The organism is uncultured Streptococcus sp. (genome assembly GCF_905372115.1).
Classification (GTDB): domain Bacteria; phylum Bacillota; class Bacilli; order Lactobacillales; family Streptococcaceae; genus Streptococcus.
On sequence record NZ_CAJPNR010000022.1, the window covers coordinates 1 to 15,337 of the forward strand.

The 15,337-nt window shown below is 44.9% G+C and carries 13 protein-coding genes; 12 read left to right on the forward strand and 1 reads right to left on the reverse strand.

What is annotated here, in order from left to right; all coding sequences use genetic code 11:
- The 11 genes from QZ169_RS07100 to icd form a co-directional block, all read left to right on the forward strand.
- The coding region (locus QZ169_RS07100) for a D-alanine--D-alanine ligase family protein (protein WP_295505746.1) at window positions 1-701 on the forward strand (701 nt) is incomplete at its 5' end.
- 75 nt (window positions 702-776) lie between these two features.
- Window positions 777-2,147, forward strand: a complete 1,371-nt coding sequence (gene murF, locus QZ169_RS07105; protein ID WP_295505748.1) for a UDP-N-acetylmuramoyl-tripeptide--D-alanyl-D-alanine ligase — start codon at window positions 777-779, stop codon at window positions 2,145-2,147.
- Entirely contained in the window at window positions 2,137-2,748 is a 612-nt protein-coding gene (locus tag QZ169_RS07110) for an NUDIX hydrolase N-terminal domain-containing protein (RefSeq protein ID WP_295505750.1), read from the forward strand. The genes murF and QZ169_RS07110 overlap by 11 nt, the downstream gene beginning before the upstream one ends.
- A 107-nt stretch (window positions 2,749-2,855) precedes the next feature.
- Window positions 2,856-3,542 (forward strand): TIGR02206 family membrane protein, encoded by a 687-nt coding sequence (locus QZ169_RS07115; protein ID WP_295505752.1) that lies wholly within the window; start codon window positions 2,856-2,858, stop codon window positions 3,540-3,542.
- An 18-nt stretch (window positions 3,543-3,560) separates the two neighbouring features.
- The gene (locus QZ169_RS07120; protein WP_295505754.1) at window positions 3,561-4,247 is read left to right on the forward strand and encodes a TIGR02206 family membrane protein; all 687 of its coding nucleotides are present in this window, start codon (window positions 3,561-3,563) and stop codon (window positions 4,245-4,247) included.
- Between the two features lie 77 nt (window positions 4,248-4,324).
- Window positions 4,325-4,621, forward strand: coding sequence for a hypothetical protein (locus QZ169_RS07125; RefSeq protein ID WP_295505756.1), 297 nt, complete (start codon window positions 4,325-4,327; stop codon window positions 4,619-4,621).
- A 168-nt stretch (window positions 4,622-4,789) separates the two neighbouring features.
- The gene (locus QZ169_RS07130; protein ID WP_295505764.1) at window positions 4,790-6,334 is read left to right on the forward strand and encodes a peptide chain release factor 3; all 1,545 of its coding nucleotides are present in this window, start codon (window positions 4,790-4,792) and stop codon (window positions 6,332-6,334) included.
- 337 nt (window positions 6,335-6,671) lie between these two features.
- The gene (locus QZ169_RS07135; protein ID WP_295505766.1) at window positions 6,672-7,580 is read left to right on the forward strand and encodes a magnesium transporter CorA family protein; all 909 of its coding nucleotides are present in this window, start codon (window positions 6,672-6,674) and stop codon (window positions 7,578-7,580) included.
- 211 nt (window positions 7,581-7,791) lie between these two features.
- Entirely contained in the window at window positions 7,792-10,455 is a 2,664-nt protein-coding gene (gene acnA, locus QZ169_RS07140; RefSeq protein WP_295505769.1) for an aconitate hydratase AcnA, read from the forward strand.
- Between the two features lie 2 nt (window positions 10,456-10,457).
- Window positions 10,458-11,576, forward strand: coding sequence for a citrate synthase (locus tag QZ169_RS07145; RefSeq protein ID WP_295505772.1), 1,119 nt, complete (start codon window positions 10,458-10,460; stop codon window positions 11,574-11,576).
- Window positions 11,563-12,774 (forward strand): NADP-dependent isocitrate dehydrogenase, encoded by a 1,212-nt coding sequence (gene icd / locus QZ169_RS07150; RefSeq protein ID WP_295505775.1) that lies wholly within the window; start codon window positions 11,563-11,565, stop codon window positions 12,772-12,774. The genes QZ169_RS07145 and icd overlap by 14 nt, the downstream gene beginning before the upstream one ends.
- A gap of 31 nt (window positions 12,775-12,805) precedes the next feature.
- Here icd and QZ169_RS07155 read toward each other — a convergent pair whose 3' ends face one another.
- Window positions 12,806-13,204 (reverse strand): hypothetical protein, encoded by a 399-nt coding sequence (locus QZ169_RS07155; protein ID WP_295505777.1) that lies wholly within the window; start codon window positions 13,202-13,204, stop codon window positions 12,806-12,808.
- Window positions 13,205-13,560: 356 nt separating this feature from the next.
- On the opposite strand from QZ169_RS07155, the gene QZ169_RS07160 reads away from it, so the two are divergent.
- Entirely contained in the window at window positions 13,561-15,132 is a 1,572-nt protein-coding gene (locus QZ169_RS07160) for a DEAD/DEAH box helicase (protein ID WP_295505780.1), read from the forward strand.
- The last annotated feature ends 205 nt before the right edge of the window (window positions 15,133-15,337 follow it).

The window sequence follows — 15,337 nt, forward strand, 5'->3', positions numbered from 1 at the left end:
GCTGTAATATTTTATCTTCTGGCCTGGCTATGGATAAAATTACGACCAAGCGAGTGCTGGAATCGGCAGGCATTGCCCAAGTGCCTTATGTGGCGCTGGTCGATGGCGAGGATCTAGAGCAAAAAATCCAAGAAATTGAGGAGAAATTGACCTATCCAGTCTTCACCAAACCTTCTAATATGGGTTCCAGTGTCGGCATTTCTAAATCGGAGAACCAAGCAGAACTGCGTGCCTCTCTGGACCTAGCTTTCAAATACGACAGCCGGGTGTTGGTTGAGCAAGGCGTGACAGCTCGCGAGATTGAGGTTGGGCTTCTGGGCAATGTGGATGTCAAGAGTACTCTGCCAGGAGAAGTGGTCAAGGACGTGGCTTTCTATGACTACGAAGCCAAATACATTGATAATAAAATTACCATGGATATTCCGGCCAAGATTCCAGAAGAAGTGGTGAGCCTGATGCGTCAAAATGCAGAGGCCGCTTTCCGAGCTCTGGGCGGTCTGGGACTGTCCCGCTGTGATTTCTTCTATGCTGAAGATGGTCAGGTTTTCCTCAATGAGCTCAATACCATGCCAGGATTTACCCAGTGGTCTATGTATCCGCTGCTCTGGGAAAATATGGGGCTAGCCTATCCTGATTTGATTGAGAAGTTAGTTGGTCTAGCTGAAGAGGTATTTGCTAAGAGAGAGGCGCATCTTCTCTAAAATATGATATAATAGAGGGGCTGAAAATTTTCGGTCCTTTCTTTTTGCGAGCAAACCGAAAAACGAGGAAGAAGTATGAAATTAGATTTATATGAAATTGCAGAAGTCCTGTCTGCGAAAAATAATGTGACTCAGTTTGAAAATGTCGCGCTTAGTAATGCTGAGTTTGACAGCCGCTTGATTGAGTCGGGTGACCTTTTTGTGCCACTCAAGGGGGCGCGTGATGGCCATGACTTTATCCCAACAGCCTTTGCTCAGGGAGCTGCTGCCACCCTATCTGAGCGTCCAGTGGCTGAGGGGGCTTATATCTTGGTCGATGATGTCCTTACGGCCTTCCAGCGCTTGGCCCAGTACTATCTGGAAAAGAAGCAAGTGGATGTGCTGGCAGTGACAGGTTCCAATGGCAAAACGACGACCAAGGATATGTTGGCCCAGCTACTAGCAACCACTTACAAGACCTATAAGACCCAAGGTAATTACAATAACGAAATCGGTCTGCCTTATACGGTTCTTCATATGCCTGAGAATACAGAGAAACTTGTCTTAGAAATGGGGCAGGACCACTTGGGCGATATCCATCTCCTGTCGGAACTTGCCAAACCTAAGACAGGCATTGTAACTCTGGTCGGAGAAGCCCATCTGGAATTTTTCGGCAGCCGAGCTGAGATTGCCCAAGGCAAGATGCAGATTGCGGACGGCTTGAGAAAAGACGGTCTCTTGATCGTTCCGGCGGATAAGATTGTCAATGAATTTCTGCCAGCAGACTGCAAACTGGTTCGCTTTGGTCCTGATGCGGATATCTTCCTGACGCGTCTGGAAGAGCGCAAGGACAGCTTGAGCTTTGACTGCAACTTTTTAGAGAAAAGGATTGACCTGCCTGTAACTGGCAAGTACAACGCAACTAATGCCGTGATTGCGGCCTATGCGGCTCTGCAGGAGGGGGTATCTGAGGCGGCTATTGCTCAAGCCTTTTCTGAGCTGGAGCTGACCCGCAATCGAACGGAGTGGAAGAAAGCTGGCAATGGCGCAGATATTTTATCGGATGTCTACAATGCCAACCCAACAGCCATGCGCTTGATTCTTGAGACTTTCTCGACCATTCCGGCCAATCCGGGCGGACGAAAATTAGCGGTGCTGGCGGATATGAAAGAGCTGGGAGCGGACTCTAAGTCCATGCATGGCTCGATGATTACCAGCCTCAATCCAGAAATTGTGACCGACCTTTTCCTCTATGGACAGGATATGGAAGCACTCTATGACTATGCCAAGGAAATCTACCCTCCAGGCAAGGTGCATTACTTTATCAAAAATGACGAGAAAGACCAGTTTGAACAGCTGACACAAGCTGTCAGAGAGAGTCTGACCCCTGCCGACCAAATCCTTCTCAAAGGCAGCAATTCTATGAATCTGGCTAAGCTGGTAGAGGACTTGGAAGATGGAAACTAAAGAAACTGCAAAAATCATTCAACGTCTCCTTTCTATTACAGAGACAGGACTGGCATTTACTCGTGATGAATTTGATCGAGAGCGTTACTTAGAACTCCGTCAGCTTTTGGGACACCTCCTGGCTGATTGGTCAGATTTGGATGGGAAAGAATTGGCAGAGCTGTTGCGCCCAACGGATTTTTATTCCACTCCTTTGATTGATGTCCGAGCTGTACTGGTTCGAGACGGAAAAGTCTGTTTAGTCAAGGGTAAAAATGAGAAAACTTGGGCTTTACCTGGCGGCTTTTGTGAAGTCGGCCTATCTCCTAAGGAAAATATCGTCAAGGAAGTCCAAGAAGAAACGGGATTTAATGTTTCAGTTTCTCGTCTGCTTGCAATTTTTGATACTAATAAATTTCAATTTCAGAGTAAGCAATATGCTAAACTGGTCTTCGAGTGTCAGATAGAGGATGGAGATTTTCAGCCTAATGCAGAAATAGAAGAGTTAGCCTTCTTTGATATCCAATCTTTACCAGAATTATCTTCTAAGAGGACGACAAAAGAACAGTTGGAAATCCTTTGGGAGATTTATCAAGGAGACAGAGAACAGTATTTGGATTAGTTAAGTAAGTTTCTGGGATACTTTTTGTCTGAAAAAGCTAGAAATTATTGCAAAAACAGGCAAACTCAGCCTTGTTCAAACCTTATATTAGAATGGGAGCCTAGGAGATGGGAATAAGAGATATGTTTACAACCTATAAAACCGAACCGCCTCAGCTAGGACTTTGGTATTTTGTTCTTTTGGGGCTGGTCTTTGCGATTATCTGGCTTTCCTATCGCTACTACAATCGGAAGCCTTACCAGCAGCTATTTGTCGGGATGCAAGCTTGCCAGCTGATAGGCCTCTATTCTTGGTATATGCTGACTGCTGCCCCGCTGTCTGAGAGTCTGCCTTTTTATCATTGCAGAATGGCTATGTTTGCCTTGATGTTTCTGCCTAATCGCTCAGTGTATAAATTTTATTTTGCACTTTTGGGGACTTTTGGATCAATTGTAGCTTTCATTTATCCGATTTTTGATCCTTACCCTTTTCCCCATATCACTATTTTGTCCTTTATTATCGGTCATCTAGCGCTCTTGGGAAACTGTTTGATTTATCTTTTCAGATATTATCATACTTTCTCTATGAGCTGGCAGCGAGTGGTGTGGACGACCTTTCTGATGAATGCTTTTTTGCTTGTTATCAATATGTTGACAAAGGGATCTTATGGATTTCTCACAGATCCGCCGCTTGTCGGCAATCACGGACTCCTGCTCAATTATCTGCTTGTCTCAATCGTCTTAAGTGCAGCAGTTTGCTTGGCTTCTGACATTTTTAAGCGCGTGGAGCAGACCAAGACAGTCACCCTAACTTAATTATCTAACGGAGGATTTATGAAAGATTTTTTAACTACGACAAAAACGGTGGCACCGCCTATCTCGATTTTATGGTATGCCGTGATGATTGCTCTGGTCTTGCTGTCTATTTGGAGCTCGCTCAAATACCATGATAATCCGCGTTTTGTCAAGGCTTTTAAGTGGATTCAGATTGCCCAGCTGCTGATGCTTTATAGCTGGTATTTTGGTTTTCGGATTCCCTTTACCAATAGCCTGCCCTTTTATCATTGCCGCCTGGCGATGTTTGCTGTAGTTTTTCTGCCAGACAAATGGCGCAGCAAGCAGTATTTTGCTCTTTTAGGAGCCAGCGGAGCGGTCTTTGCCTTGGGCTACCCAGTCTTTGACCCCTATGATTTCCCGCACATTACCAGCATTTCTTTCTTAATTGGCCACTATGCCCTCTTGGTTAATTCCTTGATTTATCTGATGAATCACTATGACAAGAGCCTGCTCAAGAAATACATGATTGTAGCTTACACATTTGGACTCAATCTTTTCCTAGTCGGCGTTAATCAAGTGACCGGAGGTAATTACGGTCTGCTAAAAAGTCCGCCTTTTATCCCTAACGCCCCCCTATGGATAAAGTACCTTCTTGTGTCGGTCATCCTTTCTCTGGCTCTGGTTCTCTTTGATATCTTGTTTAAGAAACGCTGGAAAAAGAAGTTAAGTCTGGTCCGAAATTGATTCACTTCAAATTTACAGCTCCTGTCAAGTTAATGTGGCAGGATTTTTTTAATTAGAAAGCCTTATCATGACTTGCTTTGCTTCTAGTAACAAATGGACTGTTTGTCTATCAACTCTTTAAGCTGGTTCAACTAGACGCTTCTGTTCGCGGAATGAAATACCCCGGATTTTGGGCTTTCTTAAGGCTTGCGGATAGTTTGAACCTCTATCTCTTGAAACGGGATAAGGCCATTTTTTCCATGACAGCTGAAGAGAAAGAAGAACTGGAAACCAGAAAAAAACGCCTGCTCTATTTACTGGTTTTAATCTTACTCTCTGGGATTTTCCCTTTAACAGTGTCATTGTCAGATTTAAAGGAAATTTCATTGACATAGGAGAATAGAATCGCTCGGATGGGCGATTTTTTATCTTTCTAAGATAATTGAAAAAAAGCGCTAAATCCGCTATAATAGGTAGGTTGAAAGGATTGGAATACTCCGATGTAAAATAAAAAAACAAATACTAAGATTCACCATTATCCTAAATGAAAGAAAGAGAAGAAGATGACTTTACACGAAGAAATTAAGAAACGCCGAACCTTTGCCATTATCTCCCACCCAGACGCGGGGAAGACGACTATTACGGAGCAGTTGCTCTACTTCGGGGGCGAGATTCGTGAGGCTGGGACAGTCAAGGGGAAAAAAACTGGTAACTTTGCCAAGTCGGACTGGATGGATATTGAGAAGCAGCGGGGGATTTCAGTGACTTCCTCTGTCATGCAGTTTGACTACGATGGTAAGCGGGTCAATATTCTGGATACACCAGGGCACGAGGACTTCTCAGAAGATACTTATCGAACCTTGATGGCAGTGGATGCTGCGGTCATGGTTATTGACTCGGCTAAGGGTATTGAAGCTCAGACCAAGAAGCTCTTTGAGGTTGTCAAGCATCGGAATATTCCAGTCTTCACTTTTATGAACAAGCTGGACCGTGACGGTCGCGAGCCCTTGGACTTGCTGGAAGAACTAGAAGAGATTTTGGGCATTGCTAGCTATCCGATGAATTGGCCGATTGGCATGGGTAAGAGCTTTGAAGGTCTTTATGACCTTTACAATGAGCGGCTGGAGCTTTATAAGGGCGAGGAGCGCTTTGCGACTCTGGCAGAAGGTGACCAACTGTTTGCTTCTAACCCTTTCTATGAGCAAGTTAAGGAAGACATTGAGCTCTTGAGCGAAGCTGGAAATGAATTCTCGGAAGAAGCGATTTTGGCCGGTAAGCTGACACCAGTCTTCTTTGGTTCAGCCCTGACCAACTTTGGGGTACAGACCTTCCTTGAGACTTTCCTTAAGTTTGCTCCGGAACCACATGGTCACAAGAAGACAGATGGCGAGGTAGTCGAGCCACTCAGTCCAGACTTTTCAGGCTTTGTCTTTAAAATTCAGGCCAATATGGACCCGCGCCACCGCGACCGTATCGCATTTGTTCGTATCGTTTCTGGCGAGTTCGAGCGCGGTATGAGTGTTAATCTGCCTCGCACTGGCAAGTCTGCCAAGCTATCCAATGTTACCCAGTTTATGGCTGAGAGTCGGGAAAATGTGACCAATGCTGTAGCTGGTGATATTATCGGGGTTTATGATACAGGGACTTATCAGGTCGGTGATACCTTGACTGTAGGCAAGAATAAGTTTGAATTTGAACCTCTGCCAACTTTTACTCCAGAGATCTTTATGAAGGTTTCGGCTAAGAATGTCATGAAGCAAAAATCCTTCCATAAGGGGATTGAGCAGCTGGTACAAGAGGGAGCCATCCAGCTTTATACCAACTACCAGACAGGCGAGTACATGCTGGGTGCTGTTGGTCAGCTCCAGTTTGAGGTCTTCAAGCACCGCATGGAAAATGAATACAATGCTGAAGTGGTCATGAATCCTATGGGCAAAAAGACTGTCCGTTGGATTTCACCAGATGATCTGGACGAGCGCATGTCTTCTAGCCGTAACATTCTGGCTAAAGACCGCTTTGATCAGCCAGTCTTCCTCTTTGAAAACGACTTTGCCTTGCGCTGGTTCGCGGACAAGTATCCAGATGTCAAACTGGAAGAGAGGATGTAACTCAGTACCAACAAATGGAACTAAAGTTCCTACTTGTTAGACGCTAGGCGCTATTGTATAGACCAGCTAACTGCCTTACTAACTCATCGGCGAAAAAATAATCGTTTTCGCCTCTTCGTGTCGTAGTGAATGGGATTATTGTGATTGTATAACAAACTAAAGTTACTAAGGCCGAGTTCTGTTGGCCCCTTGCTAGCCACTTGACTAATCTCGTCAGGCGAGGCAGTTGATTTGATTGGTTTTGTGCTTCGACATTGCATATTTACTTGCAGGAAGAGTTTATGAAGTTGGGTGCTAGTTTATTAGAGAATCATTCTACCTCATAGAAAGGAGTTCCATGTTTCTGGAAAGAAAATTAAAAGATCAATCTGTCTGGATCAACATTGACTCAGATAGTTTCAAAAAGAACGCCCGGATTTATCAGGATTATGAAATTGATAAAGAGACCATCGAGTATGCGCTCGATAAGAACGAGCGGGCTCACATGGACTACAATCGTGAGAATGGAACAGTTGTCTTTATCTACAATGTCCTTAATCTAGCGACAGATAAGGAATATTATGAGACGATTCCTATGACCTTTGTGGTGCAACAGAAACGGCTCATTACGATCAGCAACCAAGACAATGCCTATGTTGTCAATATGATGAAGGCTTATACTGAGCGCCATGAGCCAGTATCAGTCTATAAGTTTCTCTTTGCTAGTCTAGAGCTGATCTCCAATTCTTACTATCCGGTTGTTGAGCGGATGGACAAGCGCAAGGATGAGATTAATGCTCTTCTGCGTCAGACCACTACTAAAAAGCATCTTTTTGCCCTGTCTGACTTGGAAACTTCTATGGTCTATCTAGTTGCTGCAGCGAAGCAGAATCGCATGCTCCTAGAGCATATCAAAAGTCATGGCATTTACCGACGTTTTGATGAATTAGAAACTGAGCAGTTTGAGGATGCTATGATTGAGGCTCGTCAGCTCGTCTCCATGACAGATCTGATTGCTCAAGTTCTCAGCCAGCTCTCTGGCTCCTACAATAATATCCTGAACAACAATCTGAATGACAATTTGACTGTCCTGACCATTATTTCGGTCCTTCTGGCAGTGCTTGCAGTTATCACTGGTTTCTTTGGTATGAATGTTCCTCTGCCTTTGTCTAATGATAAAAATGCTTGGATTTATATTGTTGTCATTAGTTTGATCATCTGGGGACTTCTGACTAAGCTTCTTAAATGGCTGGCCAATAAGAAGTAAATATTTGAAATTATTTTCCCTATAACAAGCACCGAGAATGGTGCTTGTTTTTTTGTGCTTGGGAAAAATAATTATTAGTACAGTTTGCCTGTATTAAAAAAACTGTTATTTTGTGTTATAAAATATAACATAAAAATTATAATTTTTATTGCATAAAATTTCATAATAAAGTATAATATAAAACAATTTAAAATAAGTGAGGGGTAGAAATATGGCAGAATACCTAAGCGATTTAAATTATAAAGGCAAAATATACCAATACAAAGACCTTGGGAAAGCCTCGGCTCCACTAGGAGGGGATATAAAAGAACTTCCTTATTCTATTCGCATATTATTAGAAAGTGTTCTTCGTAAGGAAGATGGCATTGACGTAACAAAAGATAACATTAGGTCTTTGATGCATTATCAAGCTAAATCACCAAGCGGAGAAGTTCCTTTTAAACCAAGCCGAGTTATTCTCCAGGATTTTACGGGTGTTCCTGTCGTAGTAGATTTGGCTAGTATGCGTGATGCTATTGTCGGCCAGGGTGGTCGGGCGGATCTGATTAATCCAGAAATTCCAGTTGATTTAGTCATTGATCATAGTGTTCAGGTGGACTTTTACGGCTGTGACACAGCTCTGGAAGCCAATATGAACCAAGAGTTTGTCCGCAATAATGAGCGCTACGAATTTCTCAAGTGGGCAGAAAAATCCTTTGATAATTATCGGGCAGTTCCTCCTGCTACAGGAATTATCCATCAGGTCAATATCGAATTTCTCAGTGATGTCATCATCGAAAAGGATGGCCAACTCTATCCGGACAGCATGTTTGGAACGGACAGTCATACGACCATGATTAATGGGATCGGTGTTCTGGGCTGGGGAGTTGGTGGGATTGAGGCCGAGGCTGCCATGCTGGGTGAGGCTTCTTATTTCCCTGTTCCTGAGGTGATTGGTGTTCGTCTGTTGGGCAAGCTGCCTAAGATTGCGACAGCGACGGATTTGGCTTTAAAGGTCACGCAAATCTTGCGGCAGGAAAATGTTGTTGGCAAATTTGTTGAGTTCTTTGGGCCTGGCTTGTCTAATCTAAGTCTGGCTGACCGGGCAACGGTGGCTAATATGGCGCCGGAATACGGAGCTACCTGTGGTTATTTTCCGATAGATGAGGAAACGCTCAATTACATGCGTCTGACCAATCGATCAGAAGATCATGTCGAGCTAACCCGTCTCTACGCTCAAAAAAATCACCTTTTCTATGATGAAAGGGTTGAGCCGAACTATACCAAGGTAGTCGAAATTGATTTGTCCAGCATTGTGCCGAGCATCTCAGGCCCCAAGCGACCCCAAGATTTGATTGAATTAACAGCTGCTAAAGAAGAATTTCAAGCTAGTTTAGTCAGGGAAGCGGGGGTCCGAGGCTTTGGGCTAGATGAGAGCGAGCTGGAAAAGTCTGCAGTGGTTCAGTTTTCTGACCATGAGGAGACGATTAAGACTGGCCATGTGGCTATCGCTGCCATTACTAGCTGTACCAATACATCCAATCCCTATGTCCTGATGGCTGCGGGGCTTTTAGCCAAGAAAGCAGTAGAAAAAGGCTTACGTGTTTCAAAGACGGTTAAGACTTCTTTGGCTCCGGGCAGCAAGGTGGTCACAGGCTATCTCAAGAAGAGTGGTCTTCAGTCCTATCTGGATCAGCTTGGTTTTAATCTTGTCGGTTATGGCTGCACCACTTGTATCGGAAATTCAGGCGATCTCCGACCGGAAGTGGCTCAGGCGATTACGGATACTGACTTGCTGGCTAGTGCTGTTCTTTCAGGCAATCGCAATTTTGAAGGACGGATCAATCCTCTAGTCAAGGCCAATTTCCTAGCTAGTCCGCCCTTGGTAGTTGCCTATGCTCTAGCTGGAAATACCAATATCGATCTGACCAGTGAGCCGTTGGGTTATGATCAAAATGGGCAGCCAGTTTATTTGATGGATTTGATGCCGGAGCACGACTTGGTTGCCGATTATGTTCAAAAATATGTGACGCGTCAGCTTTTTGAAAAAGAATATGCTCATGTGTTTGACGACAATGAAAAATGGAATCAGATTCCGACAGCCTCTTCTCAAAATTATCAGTGGAATCAGGCTTCGACCTATATTCAAAATCCACCTTACTTTGATGGCTTGGCTGATGATTTAGTCATTCAGCCACTGAAAAATCTTGCTGTGCTGGCAAAATTTGGGGATACGGTGACGACAGACCATATCTCCCCAGCAGGAAATATTGCCAGAAACAGCCCAGCAGCTTCCTATTTAATGGAGCACGGAGTGGATTACCAAGAGTTTAATTCCTATGGAAGCCGTCGGGGTAATCATGAGGTTATGATGCGGGGGACTTTTGCCAATATTCGGATTAAAAATGAACTGGCGGATGGGAAAATTGGTGGTTACACAGATTATAAAGGAGAGCTGCTATCCATTTATGAGGCGGCCATGCGTTACAAAGAAGAGCAAATTGACACCATTGTCCTAGCTGGCAAAGACTACGGTATGGGCTCCAGCCGTGATTGGGCAGCTAAGGGGGCTAATCTTTTGGGTGTCAAGGTGGTGCTGGCAGAGAGTTTTGAGCGCATCCACCGGTCCAATCTGGTCATGATGGGGATTCTTCCTCTGCAGTATCTAGATGGCGAAGATGCGGCTAGTCTGGGCTTAACAGGCAAGGAGACTTTCGACATCAATCTGCCACAGAATCCTCAAGTTGGTCAGCTAGTTGATGTGATAGCTCGGAAAGGTGTTGAAGAAATAGCTTTTCAAGCTCGGCTGCGCTTTGATGCAGAGGCGGATATCCGTTACTATGAAAATGGGGGGATTTTGCCCATGGTCGTTAGAAAGAAATTAGAGGAGGTGTGAGCATGAGTCAGACGGACGGTTTGAAAAATACCATTGCCTGTGATACCAGGATTAGCCAGATTGTGGATGATTCTTTGTCTTATGCAGGCTACAATATTTCTGAATTGGTTGAGCACCATGCGAGTTTTGAAGAGGTGATTTATCTGCTGTGGCATTTGCATTTGCCAACTCAGATTGAGCTTAAGCATTTTGAAGAAGATCTGCGAGCTAATTATGCCATTAGCGATGCGGTGGAGCAGTGTATTCTCATCCAGTCCCGCAAGCACCTTCATCCCATGAGTGTCTTGCGCTCAACGGTCAGTCTTTTGGGTGTTTATAATGTCCATGCTGAGGAAGCTTCTCTGGAAGCGACCTATGAGCAGAGCATCCAGCTTATGGCAAAGATGCCGACCATTATTGCGGCTTTTGCAAGACTGAGGTCGGGTCAGACTCCAATAGAGCCCCGGGAGGATTTGGGATTCGCGGCTAATTTCCTCTATATGCTCAAAGGACAAGAGGCTAGTGAGCTTGAGGTCAAAGCCTTCAACTGTGCCTTGGTGCTCCATGCCGACCATGAACTCAATGCTTCAACCTTTGCTGCTCGAGTCTGCGCCTCAACCTTGACCGATATTTATTCCTGCGTGACAGCAGCTGTTGGAGCGCTCAAGGGTTCCCTTCATGGAGGTGCTAATGAATGTGTCTTTGATATGCTGAAAGAGATCAGAGAGGAAGGGGATTGCCAAGCCTACCTAGACCGCAAGCTGGCCTCTCACGAGAAGATTATGGGCTTTGGTCACCGGGTTTACAAGACACAGGATCCACGTGAAAAATACCTGCGTCAAATGGCCAAGGACTTGACACAGGGAACCAAGGACGAGGTCTGGTATCAGCTTTCAGAGGAAATTGAAGCCTATATGAAGCATACCAAGCACCTGATACCGAATGTCGATTTTTATTCGGCTACGGTTTACCATGTGTTGGGCATTGACAGCAGTATCTACACCCTGATTTTTGCTATGAGTCGGGTGGCTGGCTGGATTGCCCATATTCAGGAACAGCGCAAGAACAATAAGCTGATTCGGCCGCGTTCTAACTATATTGGTGCTCAAGGTTTGGAGTATCTTCCCATTGGAAGGAGATAAAATGGCAGATAAGATTTTGCTTGAGAAAGGGCGGTTGCAGGTACCGGATGCTCCTATTATTCCTTACATCCAAGGTGACGGGATTGGGATTGATATCTGGAAAAATGCCCAGCTGGTCTTTGATAAGGCAGTGGAAAAGGCTTATGGCGGCCAGAGAAAGGTTGTTTGGAAGGAAGTTTTGGCTGGGAAAAAAGCGGCGGACCTGACGGGTAACTGGCTACCGGATGAAACACTGACAATGATTAAGAGCCATCTAGTGGCTGTTAAGGGTCCGCTAGAAACCCCAGTCGGAGAAGGGATTCGTTCCTTGAATGTGGCCCTGAGACAGGAATTGGATCTTTACGCCTGCCTGCGGCCAGTTCGTTATTTCAAGGGAGTTCCCAGTCCGCTCAAGCACCCAGAGAAGACTGACATTACGATTTTTCGGGAAAATACAGAAGACATCTATGCAGGGATTGAGTGGGAGAGTGGAACGGCTGAAGTCCAAAAAGTTATCGATTTCCTGCAGGAGGATATGCAGGTTGACAAGATTCGCTTCCCAGAAAGCTCTGCTATTGGGATCAAGCCTATCTCTAAGCAGGGCAGTGAGCGGCTGATACGGGCAGCTATTGACTATGCGCTAGCCAAAGGACTAAGGTGTGTCACTCTGGTTCACAAGGGCAATATCCAGAAATTTACAGAGGGTGGTTTTCGGAAATGGGGCTATGAGCTAGTTCAAAGAGAGTATGCGGATGAGCTAGCTTCTGGAAAACTAATCATTCAGGATGTCATTGCAGATAATTTTCTGCAACAGATTTTGCTCTATCCCGAGAAATTTGATGTTGTTGCCTTAACCAATCTAAATGGTGATTATGCCAGCGATGCCTTGGCTGCTCAGGTGGGCGGGATTGGCATTGCGCCAGGGGCCAATATCAATTACGAGACTGGTCATGCTATTTTTGAAGCTACTCATGGGACGGCGCCAGATATAGCGGGTCAAAACAGGGCTAATCCTTGTTCTCTTCTCTTATCGGGAGCCATGCTCTTTGATTACATTGGTTGGTCAGAGGTCTCTCAGCTCCTGACTAAGGCTATTGAGAAGGCTCTCTTTGAGCAAAAAGTGACAGGCGATTTTGCCAGTCAGCTGGAAGGGGTGCCGGCTTTGACCACTAGTCAATTTGCCGAGGAGCTACTGGCTAATATAGAGAAGTGTTCATAATGAAGAAAAAAGCGATGGAGAAGCTGTCTATTTAGGAAGCCTCTTCATCACTTTTTTGTCTTTTTCGATATTCCAGTCCCCAGCCGATGATCCAACAGAAAACTAGCAGATAATTTTCAATCCAGCCCAGTAGGTTGGCTTGATTGGCCTTTTCCAGATAGCCTAGCAGATGGTTGGTGCCAAAGCCCAGCCCGCCCAGAATCAGTGCTAGCAAAGTCATACGTAGATAGAACCAATCATACTTTATGTTGGTGGCAATGACTAAAGGCAGAATAGCCAGATTCCAGAAACCAATTTCCCGCTGCCAGTAGGGAGCTAGACCATAGATGGACTCATTGCCCAAGAGCTGGGGCTGGAATATCTGGATCATAGCCGCGCCCAGCATAGCTAAGATCAATAAAATGAAAGTCACTCGTAAAAATTTATTCATACATGTCTCCTTTCTTCTTTGTAGATTATAATGTTTTTGAAAATGATTTTCAAGTTTTCATTTTTTACAAAAGAATCTCTAATAAAATATTTTACAAGCAAGTCCTATCTTTTTAGGTGCTTTTGTGGTATACTAGATTAGTTGCAGAAATACAGTTTTTCTATTCAGTGGGAACTAGCGACCGAGTCGGCGCTTTTTTAGTGCCTGGACTTGAGAGACCATATTTATGAAGAGAAGAGCGAATACTCTCAGAAAATCGAGATTTAACAAGCAACAAGTGCTTGGTATGTTTCGATAGTTGAGTATCAAAAGCCTTATAAGGTGGCTTCGCACCGCCTTTAGAAAGAAGAAGAACATTGAAATTTAATGAATTACATTTATCTGCTGAATTATTAGCAGAGATTGAAAAAGCTGGCTTTGTAGAAGCAAGCCCTATTCAAGAGCAGACGATTCCACTTGCTATGGCAGGTAAGGATGTCATTGGTCAGGCCCAGACAGGGACAGGAAAGACAGCAGCCTTTGGCTTTCCAACTCTAGAGAAGATTGATACAGATAATCCTGCTGTGCAGGCTTTGATTATCGCTCCGACCCGTGAATTGGCTGTGCAGAGTCAGGAAGAGCTTTTCCGTTTTGGCCGTAGCAAGGGTGTCAAGGTGCGTTCTGTCTACGGTGGCTCCAGCATCGAAAAGCAAATCAAGGCCCTCAAATCTGGTGCTCATATCGTAGTAGGAACACCTGGCCGTCTCTTGGACTTGATCAAACGCAAGGCGCTTAAGCTGAATCAGATTGAAACTTTAATCTTGGACGAAGCGGATGAAATGCTTAACATGGGCTTTTTGGAAGATATTGAGTCTATCATTTCACGAGTACCAGAAGAACGTCAGACCTTGCTCTTTTCAGCGACCATGCCGGATGCTATTAAGCGTATCGGTGTTAAGTTCATGAAGGAGCCTGAGCATGTCAAGATTGCTGCTAAAGAGCTGACGACAGAGCTGGTAGACCAGTATTATATCCGTGTCAAAGAAAATGAAAAATTTGATACCATGACCCGCCTGATGGATGTGGAGCAGCCAGAGCTGTCAATCGTCTTTGGCCGGACCAAGCGCCGGGTGGATGAGCTGACTCGCGGTCTGAAAATCCGCGGTTTCCGAGCAGAGGGTATCCATGGTGATTTGGACCAAGGCAAGCGCCTCCGCGTTCTGCGCGACTTTAAAAACGGCAATCTGGATGTCTTGGTGGCGACAGATGTGGCCGCGCGTGGATTGGACATTTCTGGTGTGACCCACGTCTACAACTACGATATTCCGCAGGATCCAGAAAGCTATGTTCACCGGATTGGTCGGACTGGTCGTGCTGGTAAGTCAGGTCAGTCTATCACTTTCGTAGCGCCAAATGAAATGGGCTATCTGCAGATCATCGAAAATCTGACCAAGAAGCGTATGAAAGGCCTTAAGCCAGCGACTGCAGAGGAAGCTTTCCAAGCTAAGAAAAAAGTTGCTCTTAAGAAGATTGAACGCGATTTTGCTGACGAAAGCATCCGTTCTAACTTTGAGAAATTTGGCAAGGATGCCCGCAAGCTGGCAGCAGAATTCAGCCCAGAAGAGCTGGCTATGTATATCCTCAGCTTGACGGTGCAGGATCCAGATGCCCTTCCTGAAGTAGAAATTGCCCGTGAAAAACCATTGCCATTTAAACCGTCTGGAGGTGGCTTTGGCGGAAAAGGCAAGGGCAGTCGTGGCGGAAATAATAACCGTCGCAGCAATGACAATCGCCGTGACCGAGGTGTCCGTCGCGATCAATTTAAGAAAGGTCGCAAAGACGAGCGTTTTGACAAAGAAAATCGCTACCGCAAGGACCACAAGAAGCCACGCAATACTTCTAGCGAAAAGAAAACCGGCTTTGTCATCCGTAACAAGGGTGATAAATAAGGCGGGTTGTTAACTAGAGTTAGCGGCAATTTTAGCGTCGAGAGAGAATGCAAGTTCTCTCTTTTTGTTTGTTCAATAAATCTTCTTATTCTCAGTCCTGCAGAAATATAAGTATGAGCCAATTTAGTTTCCTTAATCATGCTGATTGAAGCAGTCCTGTTTGTCAAAGTAAATTATATCCCCCTTATTTCTGCTGTGAACTGTT